Below are 3,300 nucleotides of genomic sequence, written 5' to 3'. Positions count from 1 at the left end.
GTGTTCCAGGCACAGCAACCAACGGTTGTTGTCCGGGAACCACATAGTGGACGCAAGCAGCATGATCTACAACACCCTTTATACTTTGACGGACCGTTTGAAGTCGTGTCCGTCCAGGTGCTGGTGTGGTGTAAGTTATCGGCCTATTAGTACCGGTCAGCTTCACGGGTCTTTAGTCCCCGCTTCCACATCCGGCCTATCAACCCAGTGGTCTGGCTGGGGGCCTCTCACACACAAGGTGTATGGAAATCTCATCTCGAAGCGGGCTTCCCGCTTAGATGCTTTCAGCGGTTATCCCATCCGAACGTAGCTAATCAGCGGTGCACTTGGCAGTACAACTGACACACCAGAGGTTCGTCCGTCCCGGTCCTCTCGTACTAAGGACAGCCCTTCTCAAATTTCCTGCGCGCGCAGCGGATAGGGACCGAACTGTCTCACGACGTTCTAAACCCAGCTCGCGTACCGCTTTAATGGGCGAACAGCCCAACCCTTGGGACCTACTCCAGCCCCAGGATGCGACGAGCCGACATCGAGGTGCCAAACCATGCCGTCGATATGGACTCTTGGGCAAGATCAGCCTGTTATCCCCGAGGTACCTTTTATCCGTTGAGCGACGGCCATTCCACAATGTACCGCCGGATCACTAGTCCCGACTTTCGTCCCTGCTCGAGATGTCTCTCTCACAGTCAAGCTCCCTTGTGCACTTACACTCGACACCTGATTGCCAACCAGGCTGAGGGAACCTTTGGGCGCCTCCGTTACTCTTTAGGAGGCAACCGCCCCAGTTAAACTACCCATCAGGCACTGTCCCTGACCCGGATTACGGGCCGAAGTTAGATATCCAGTATGACCAGAGTGGTATTTCAACGATGACTCCACCCGAACTGGCGTCCGGGTCTCACAGTCTCCCACCTATCCTACACAAGCCACACCGAACACCAATACCAAACTATAGTAAAGGTCTCGGGGTCTTTCCGTCCTGCTGCGCGTAACGAGCATCTTTACTCGTACTGCAATTTCGCCGAGTTTATGGTTGAGACAGCGGGGAAGTCGTTACTCCATTCGTGCAGGTCGGAACTTACCCGACAAGGAATTTCGCTACCTTAGGATGGTTATAGTTACCACCGCCGTTTACTGGGGCTTAAATTCCCAGCTTCGCCCGTAAGGGCTAACCGGTCCTCTTAACCTTCCAGCACCGGGCAGGAGTCAGTCCGTATACATCGTCTTGCGACTTCGCACGGACCTGTGTTTTTAGTAAACAGTCGCTTCCCCCTGGTCTCTGCGGCCCCGATCCCCTCCGGACAGCAAGTGTCCATCAAGGTTGGGGCCCCCCTTCTCCCGAAGTTACGGGGGCATTTTGCCGAGTTCCTTAACCATAATTCTCTCGATCGCCTTAGTATTCTCTACCTGATCACCTGTGTCGGTTTGGGGTACGGGCGGCTGGAACCTCGCGCCGATGCTTTTCTAGGCAGCATAGGATCACCGGATCCCCCCGTGAGGGGGTCCCGTCGGATCTCAGGTGCGTCATCAAAGACACCGTGACGGATTTACCTATCACGGACCCTACATCCTTAGACCAGGTCTACCATCGCCTGGCCCGGCTACCTTCCTGCGTCACACCTGTTAATACGCTTACCTCCCAGGATCAGGTCCCGTGCTCGGCCAAAACCCTCACACCACAAGGGTGATCGGGCAGGCTCCGGACGGTTAGTGTCCCCTGCTTGGTATGGGCGGTTCTTCGCCGGTACGGGAATATCAACCCGTTGTCCATCGACTACGCCTGTCGGCCTCGCCTTAGGTCCCGACTTACCCAGGGCAGATTAGCTTGACCCTGGAACCCTTGATCATTCGGCGGACGGGTTTCTCACCCGTCTTTCGCTACTCATGCCTGCATTCTCACTCGTGTAGGCTCCACCACTGGTTTACACCGCAGCTTCACTGCCCACACGACGCTCCCCTACCACTCCAGACGACTGAACCACGAAGGCTTATCTATATCTGAAATCCACAACTTCGGCGGTGTACTTGAGCCCCGCTACATTGTCGGCGCGGAATCACTTGACCAGTGAGCTATTACGCACTCTTTCAAGGGTGGCTGCTTCTAAGCCAACCTCCTGGTTGTCTGGGCAACTCCACATCCTTTCCCACTTAGCACACGCTTAGGGGCCTTAGTTGGTGGTCTGGGCTGTTTCCCTCTCGACTATGAAGCTTATCCCCCACAGTCTCACTGCTGCGCTCTCACTTACCGGCATTCGGAGTTTGGCTGACGTCAGTAACCTTGTAGGGCCCATTAGCCATCCAGTAGCTCTACCTCCGGTAAGAAACACGCAACGCTGCACCTAAATGCATTTCGGGGAGAACCAGCTATCACGGAGTTTGATTGGCCTTTCACCCCTACCCACAGCTCATCCCCTCCATTTTCAACTGAAGTGGGTTCGGTCCTCCACGACGTCTTACCGTCGCTTCAACCTGGCCATGGGTAGATCACTCCGCTTCGGGTCTAGATCACGCCACTGCATCGCCCTATTCAGACTCGCTTTCGCTACGGCTTCCCCTCACGGGTTAACCTCGCGACGTAACACTAACTCGCAGGCTCATTCTTCAAAAGGCACGCTGTCACAGCAATCAGAGCTGCTCCAACGGTTTGTAGGCACACGGTTTCAGGTACTATTTCACTCCCCTCCCGGGGTACTTTTCACCTTTCCCTCACGGTACTTGTCCGCTATCGGTCATCAGGGAGTATTTAGGCTTACCAGGTGGTCCTGGCAGATTCGCACGGGATTTCTCGGGCCCCGTGCTACTTGGGATCCTCTCCAAGCGGCAGCATGCATTCCGGTTACGGGGCTAACACCCTCTACGGCCCGGCTTTCAAACCGGTTCACCTATACATCTGCACTCACTTCACCGATCCGGCAGAATCGGTACGGAAAGTCCCGCAACCCCAGTGATGCAACGCCCGCCGGCTATCACACACCACTGGTTTAGCCTCTTCCGCGTTCGCTCGCCACTACTAACGGAATCACTGTTGTTTTCTCTTCCTGTGGGTACTGAGATGTTTCACTTCCCCACGTTCCCTCCACGCACCCTATGTGTTCAGATGCGGGTCACCCGGTCACTCGCGCGCCGGGCGGGGTTTCCCCATTCGGACATCCTGGGATCAAAGTTCGGTTATCAACTCCCCCAGGCTTATCGCAGATTCCTACGTCCTTCTTCGGCTCCTGATGCCAAGGCATCCACCGTGTGCCCTTAAAAACTTGACCACAAAGATCAATTTATTATCGCTATCGAGAAAACCACGGT

1 rRNA gene is annotated in these 3,300 nt (G+C 55.2%); it reads right to left on the bottom strand.

The features are described from left to right. Positions 1-125: 125 nt before the first annotated feature. Positions 126-3,260 (bottom strand): 23S ribosomal RNA (locus NNX38_RS16750). Between the last annotated feature and the right edge of the window lie 40 nt (positions 3,261-3,300).

Source organism: Arthrobacter sp. zg-Y238 (assembly GCF_024385525.1).
Lineage (GTDB): Bacteria > Actinomycetota > Actinomycetes > Actinomycetales > Micrococcaceae > Arthrobacter_B > Arthrobacter_B jinronghuae.
Note: the sequence above shows the minus strand (reverse complement) of the source record. Positions and strands in the feature narration are given on the sequence as shown.